This window comes from Nocardia sp. CC201C (assembly GCF_030010695.1).
GTDB lineage: Bacteria > Actinomycetota > Actinomycetes > Mycobacteriales > Mycobacteriaceae > Nocardia > Nocardia otitidiscaviarum.
The window spans coordinates 21791-28471 of the sequence record NZ_JASCXP010000041.1 but is presented as its reverse complement, the minus strand read 5'-3'; the positions used below and the strand labels follow the sequence as shown (position 1 = coordinate 28471).

The window sequence follows — 6681 nt, the reverse complement described above, 5'->3', positions numbered from 1 at the left end:
GTCGTCCCATTCGGTGCCGTACGTGTAATCGCCGAAGAAGTCCGCCTCCGATTCCGCGAACATGCCACCGTGACGGCGATCGACGCCGGGCGGGTATTCGGCCGCCGAGTCGGTCCAGGACGCCAGGACAACGGCGGTATTGTCCGGATCCCGGATCAGGCGATAGGTATTGCCCTGCGCGACGAATGAAACGGTCTCGCCGGCTTGAATGGACCTCGTCTGCGCTGTGACGCGCCGCTTGAAAGCACCGCCGATCACGGTCCAGATTCCGGTGGCACCGAATGCGGTGGACACAATGGCGATCACCATATGCTGGAAGTCTTGGCCTGCCCGCACGATGATGCCCGACCGCAGCGAGTTCGGTGCGGTCGCGGCCAGCGCGCGCACGGCGTGATCATCACCATTGGCCTGCCCCGCGATGTACAGCGCGGCGCACTGGTTGCTGTCGCTGCTCGCACCGTCCCCGGCACGGAATCGACTGCCCGCGACGACCGGCACCACCGTGGTGTCGCCGGGACCGTAGCCTATCGTCGCCCAGTTCGACCCGAGCGAACCGTCCGCGCGATCGAAATCGTCGCGGTGGCTGGTGCGCACCAGGGTGCTGTCGGCGGCGAGCGTCCCGGCGACGGTCAATGCGGCATCCGACCGGACACCGGAGACCCGCAACGCGGCGACAGTGTCCAGGTCGGCACGCGACCGCGGCAACCCGGCCGCGAAGAGCGCGCTCGGAGTGGAGAAGTCCGCGAGGGCGACGAGCCGCGCGATGGACGCGGTCAGGGTTCCCGCGCCCGACAGATGGACCCGGCCGCCCGGTACGGTCTCGTGTACGAGGCCCGACGGCAGTCGTGCGACGGTCGCCGCGGGCAGAGCCGCCGTACGGGACGAACGGTCCGGCGGCCGGGCCATGGTCGCGGTGCGACCGGGTGGCGGCTGCCGCTGGAATTGGTCGGCCACGATGCCCCCTAGGTGACGGTGAACCGCGGCGTCACCGCGATCACACCCGGTCCGCTCAGGGTGACCTCCGGGCTGAGCGGTGCGCCGTCCAGGAACTGGCCGTCGCTCGCGGCGGTCCACAGGCCGACGTGAGTGAATGTGCCCGCTGGCACATCGAACTCGGTAGCGGCCATGGACAGCACCCCGCCGGAACCGGGTACCCAGGTTCCGGATCGGCGCGCGTACTCGCCGCCGGATACTTCGCCCTCGCCCGTGGACAGGGGGTCGGCGGTATGCAATGAGATGTACACCTCGGTGCCGGACGGGCCGAGCGCCGCGTAGGCGTCGGCGAGCGCCTGGCGCGTGGTGTCGACGGAAATCGCCATGTGATTGCCTTTCTGGTTCAGTGGTATCGGTACACCGGACCGGCGTACCAGCACTGTGTGGTGTCGTCCGGGTAGTCGACGTAGATGCGGAAGCGCGCACCCGGCGAGGTGATCTGGTCGGCCTGCTCGGCGGTCACCGTCCATCGAACGCGGTCGGTGTCGACGCTCGCCGGCCAGATCGCGAGCTGCGTCGCCTCGGTCCGGTCATAGATGACGAGCTTGACGGCGGTGCCCACCTCCAGCCGGGCATCGGCGGGCAGCCGGATCTCGTGCAGGAGATCCTGTCCCTCGACCAGGATCAGCCGGTCATGAATGGGTACGTTCCCGATGGTCATCACAACGCCTCCGGCTCGGTCGGGCGCTGGCCGGATACGGTGTAGCCGCCCAGCGCTTGCAGAGCCAGCCAGTGCGCGCCATCGATCTGTTCGTCGGTGACCGGCTCGAAGTGCAGGGTGAACGAGCCGGGCGCGGCCATGACCGAACGCGTGGCGCACGCACCCGAAGACGTCGCGGGCACCACGTTCACCTCGGGCATCTGATGCGCGTAGCCGCGTTGCACCCAGATCGTCACGAATGGCGCGGGAGCACCGTTGATAACCGGGACGGGGTCCAGTCGGTAACAGCGTGCCGGACCGGCGTACCCGCCGAGATCGGCGATATGCAGTGTCGCCGTTGCCATAGTCAATCCTCCTGAAAGAACTCGATGATCGTCACTGCCCCGGCCGCGCCGGGTGCGGCGGCGCCGCCCCCGCCGGCCGGGAATCCGCCTGGGAGACCGGCTGATCCACCGCCGCCGGATTGGCGGGCCTGCCACAGGGGCGGCCGGGCTCCGTCGGCCGCGACCATCCCGGAACCGCCGCCGGCAGCGCCGGATCCACCACCGCCGCCACCGCCCGCGAGCAGGCGAACGACACCCGATGTCACCGATTCACCCGGTGCACCGGCGGCCCCGCCCTGCCCACCGCGCATGAAGGACAGTCCGCCGGAACCTCCGTTCGCGCCGGACATTCCGCCCGCCGCAACCATGAGGGAGCCGCCGAAAGACGACTCACCGCCGTCGGCTCCGGCGGCTCCGCCGACGCCCACCATGACGGCCGCGCTGTCCGGTAGCTCGAGTGCCGAGATCCGGCGGTGAGTGTTCGTCACCGCCGCGCCGCCGCCACCGCCGTGATCGTCACCGCCACCGCCGCCACCGCCGCGAACAACGAGTTCGACGGCCTTCAATCCCGGTGGTTTGGTCCAGACGTCATTCGTCGTGAACACCAGCAACCGTGTCGTGGTGGCCATCAGGTGGTCCGTTCGATCACGTAGCAGATGCCGGTCGCACCCGCGCCGCCGGTCGTCGCGCCGTTTGCCGCACAGGCGCTGCCGCCGCCACCGCCACCGGGAAATCCACCCGATCCGCCGCCGTAGTTGCCGCTGTGCCCGCCACCGCCGCCACCACCACCGGTGGCGACGATCTGTGCCGGTGAGCGGCCCGCCCAGCCGGGGTTAGCGGCCGCTCCGCCGGGTGAGATGCCACCGGCCGCACCCGCCGTACCGGCCCACAGGGGTGATCCACCGGAGCCACCGCCGCCACCGCCGCCGTACAGCGCGTAGGCCGACACGGACGGCGTCGGCGCGGTACCCCGCGTGTTGCCCGCCCCGCCACGTCCGCCGTTGCCGCCGGGAATCATCCCGACGCCGCCCTGCGCGACCGGTCCCGGTGCCCCCCACTGGCCCCCTTGACCGCCGCCACCGAGCAACCACTCCCGATCGTCACTGCCGACCTCCGGGCCGAACAGCGAATCCGAGCCGCTGGCTCCGTAGTTACGATCTTGGCTCGCACCGGCGCCACCGGCTCCGATGACAATGCGAATCGGCTTGAAACTGCCGTCGGTGTTCTTCTCCAGCAGACTCGCCGGAATCGACGTGTGCGTTTCGCCGCCACCGCCGCCACCTCCGCCGGACCGGACGCCCTCCACCAGTGCGTCGTAGCTGCCGGAGCTGCCGCCGCCACCCGCACCGATGATGATCACCTCCACCGACAGGATGTCGGGCGAGGGCGTGTAGCTCGAGTTGCGGGTGTATACGATCGCTCGTCCCTGCAATACCAACTGCTCGAAGGCGTTTCGGAGTTCGGTGATGGAGTTGGCGTGGTCGTCGATGCGGTTGTTGTATGCGCCGTGTGCCACGCCCTGCGCGCTTTCGAAGGACGACACCACACCGCCCTTCATGATCGCTTTCGCCGATTCCTCGGTGAGGTTCTGGCCGTATCGGCCGCCGACGACGAAGGCGCCGTCGGGGGCTCCCTGTCCAGGAGTGGTCATGGTTCGCCCTCCGTGGACGCGAGCGCGCCGGATGGGTGCGGGGCCGCACCGGTCTGTTCGACCACGGCCCGCAGATTCGTCGTCTCCGCGACGCTTCGAGGCTCAGCGGGCTTTCCGATGCGGCCGAGCTGCTCGAGCTGGTTGATGACATGTTCCTGTTCGTGCACGGTCATCGCCGACATATCCGGCAGCACAACAGGATCGGGATCTACCTCGTCGATCGAGACCCACCGGGCCGATCCGTTGAGCATGTGCTGCTGTCCGCGATGTGGGAGTTGCAGCTTCTTCTCCTGCAGTTCCGGATGATGCCGGAATCCACACTCGTACAAGTGTTTCGATATGACCCGCGCAATGGATTCCTGCAACAGCATGGGCTGTGTGCGCGACATCGGCACCTGCGCGAGCGCCCAGAGCAGGTGCTGCGCGGGATCGCCCATATTGCACTGATTTTGGGTAGGAAAGCGCACGATTACATGACTCCTAGATTCTGGGCGATGCCGAACAGTTCCTGAATCTGCTCCAGCGCCTTGACGACCGGGTCCTCCGCTTCACGCTGTCCGATGGTGATCGCCCACGCGGGCGCGGTATCGCGACTCCACGACAGGGTCGCCTCGGAGACGCGGTCGACGTAGATCTTGCCCTTGGGCGCGCCCTTCACCGTGGACCCGATCCGATCGCCGACATAGAAGTGCCCCTTGCCGCGCTGCCCGACCAACCACGGTGCGCCGTCGGCGATGTCGAGCCGGTGCGCGATCTGCTCACGGGTGGCCCACAGCTTGGCGCGCAGGGTGATGATCGAGGACAGCGTGTACGCCTGATCGGAGGCGCTGCCCAGACCCTCGTGGTAATGCGACCACCCGAGCTGCTGCGCTCGCGCGGGCGATTTCCACGCCATCCACGCCAGGATGGTGTCCTCGTACAGCGGTTGCAGTAGCGCGTCCGCCGCGCCGCCGACCGGGGGAATCCCGATCATGGCGGCGATCAGGTCGCCCGCCATCTGGATCGAGGCGCTGATCAGCTCGTTCACACCGGGCATGCTGTGCCCGCCGGTCACCACCTGGACGTCGGTGGCGGGACGGCTGACGAAGCCGGAGGAGACGATGCCGTTGCGTTTGGTCTCCCGGTACACGATGCCGGGCGCGGACGGCAGTGTGCCCTTCCACCCCGGCTGGTAGTACTCGTCGGGGAACGCGGGGTCGTCGATGACATCGATGTTCTCGGTGTAGCCGTCGGATGCGATATTGGTCACCGCCCGCACCAAACCGGTGAAAAGGTTTCCCCCGAAGGAGGTTTCACTCGTCCACCCGGACTTGTCCTCGATGTCGATGACCAGGCAGCCGTGCCGCAGATTCGCACCGGGCCACGGCGGTTCGTCACCGTCGAGATAGCGCCGGAACGTCGGCGTCAGCTGCCCGTCGGCCAGAATGTTCTTGGCGACGGTGTGAAAATCCCTGAATCGCGAGTACACCACCGCGAAGGGCGAATTGTCGTCTTCGATCTTCAGTGGCTTGACCACCATCGACCAGGTGGACTGGTCGAAGTTGAACCACTGCGCGGGGTCCATGGGATCGTCGGGCAGCATCCACGCCGACGACTCCAACCGCATGATGTTCACCAGCAGCGTGAGTTTCAACGCCCACTTGGCCGGACCGAACATCAACCACAGGCGCGGGAACTGTACCTCGGCGGGCAGGAACGGATTGCTCCAGCAGACAATATGCTTGAACTCCTCGTAATCGTGCTTGAAGAGCACCCGCACCAGCGTCAAGCCCTCGGGATTCTTCTCGATCTCGTAGGACTCCATCCGCCCCGACCAGCGCACCCCGTCCTTGTCGACCGTGACGTGGATGTTCTTGTTCGGCCGATTGTCGTGATCGATGATCCAGCGCGACAGGTAGTAGTCCTCCGGCAGCTCGAGTTTGCCGATGCCGGTCTCGGCGTCCACTTCCTGGAAGGACGCCGAATAGGTGTGCGCGACCCGGCCGCGCAGAATCCAGTCGCCGTCCCAGAGCCGCACCAGCGGCGGCCGGGTCCGCGCCAGCCGGTTGGCCTCCAGCCGCGCCACAATCGCCACGTACTCGCGGTCGAAATCAATGGTCGCCACCGCGCTCATCGCCGCCACCTCATTCCAGCCCCCACGGCCGCGTCCACGGCCGCGGACAGCGCACCTGCACCCCGGCGCCCGCCGGGGCACCGCTCACCACCACGGGCAGTTCGGTGTCCGGGGTGTAGGGCGGAATCGGATAGAGGAACATCTTGCCGTTCATCCGCTGGTAGACGGCGGTGTCCAGCGACGAGTTGACCTGACCCTCCAGCCCCATCTCGTCGGTGTCCACGCGCACGTGTTCACCGTCGAGCAGTTCGGGCATGGCGATCATGCGATCGGCGTCGGCGTCCGCCCGGTCGAAACGGTCGTCGCCGAACGAGAAATCGGGCAGGGTCCAGCGAATTCCACTGCTGCCCTGGATCATCCACTTCAGCCAGATCTCGGTGTCGGTCGGATTCGACACCACCACCGAACCCAGCTCGGTGGAGCCGTCGGTGGTGTCGGTGGCGGCCACGAACTCATCGGTGGCCTCGACCTCCAGCCAGCGCGGATAGGCCGCCGCCAGCGGCAGCAACACCAGACCGTACTGCTGGCCGTTCGGATCGAAACCGACCTTCAGCCGCGGATTCGACACCAGCTGCACATCCAGCCAGCGCCGGGAATCGTCCACCTGCACCCACAGCTTGGAGCGTTTCTCGTAGGAGAAGGCTTTGCGCAGGGCGGAATCGTTGTAGCGCCAGGGGTTCGCGGCGGTTTCGGTCACGTGGAAGGCGAGGGTGAAGTCGTACTTGTCCTCGCGAATACCACCGTAGGTGGCGCCGAGTTGGAAGGCGGTCGAGTTCCAGATCGTCGTCACCGGCGCGTCGTACAGTCCCGCGAACTCGGTGCCGTCGTTCTCCGAGGCCAGGTGCACGCCGCGGTCGCCCGCACCGGTACCGGCCACCGTGAACCACTCGCCGTTGTGGCCCTCCACCTCGATCAATGCTTCATTCATGGTTCATCCTTC

Annotated in this window: 9 protein-coding genes; all 9 read right to left on the bottom strand. The window is 67.3% G+C overall.

Features of this window, described 5'->3' with window-relative positions:
* A partial coding sequence (locus tag QK444_RS07335) for a hypothetical protein (RefSeq protein WP_282778335.1) occupies positions 1-954 on the bottom strand: 954 nt, incomplete at its 3' end.
* 8 nt (positions 955-962) lie between these two features.
* Positions 963-1319 (bottom strand): hypothetical protein, encoded by a 357-nt coding sequence (locus tag QK444_RS07330; protein ID WP_282778333.1) that lies wholly within the window; start codon positions 1317-1319, stop codon positions 963-965.
* A gap of 17 nt (positions 1320-1336) precedes the next feature.
* Entirely contained in the window at positions 1337-1654 is a 318-nt protein-coding gene (locus QK444_RS07325) for a hypothetical protein (protein WP_282778331.1), read from the bottom strand.
* Positions 1654-1998, bottom strand: coding sequence for a hypothetical protein (locus QK444_RS07320; RefSeq protein WP_282778330.1), 345 nt, complete (start codon positions 1996-1998; stop codon positions 1654-1656). Before QK444_RS07320 ends, QK444_RS07325 begins: the two co-directional genes overlap by 1 nt.
* 2 nt (positions 1999-2000) lie before the next feature.
* Positions 2001-2606, bottom strand: a complete 606-nt coding sequence (locus QK444_RS07315) for a hypothetical protein (protein WP_282778328.1) — start codon at positions 2604-2606, stop codon at positions 2001-2003.
* A complete protein-coding gene (locus QK444_RS07310) occupies positions 2606-3628 on the bottom strand; it encodes a hypothetical protein (protein WP_282778326.1) in 1023 nt (340 codons plus the stop codon). The genes QK444_RS07315 and QK444_RS07310 overlap by 1 nt, the downstream gene beginning before the upstream one ends.
* Positions 3625-4095 (bottom strand): DUF2744 domain-containing protein, encoded by a 471-nt coding sequence (locus tag QK444_RS07305; protein ID WP_282778324.1) that lies wholly within the window; start codon positions 4093-4095, stop codon positions 3625-3627. The genes QK444_RS07310 and QK444_RS07305 overlap by 4 nt, the downstream gene beginning before the upstream one ends.
* A 2-nt stretch (positions 4096-4097) precedes the next feature.
* Positions 4098-5741 (bottom strand): phage tail protein, encoded by a 1644-nt coding sequence (locus QK444_RS07300; RefSeq protein WP_282778322.1) that lies wholly within the window; start codon positions 5739-5741, stop codon positions 4098-4100.
* 10 nt (positions 5742-5751) lie between these two features.
* A complete protein-coding gene (locus QK444_RS07295) occupies positions 5752-6669 on the bottom strand; it encodes a phage tail protein (protein ID WP_282778320.1) in 918 nt (305 codons plus the stop codon).
* Positions 6670-6681: the final 12 nt, after the last annotated feature.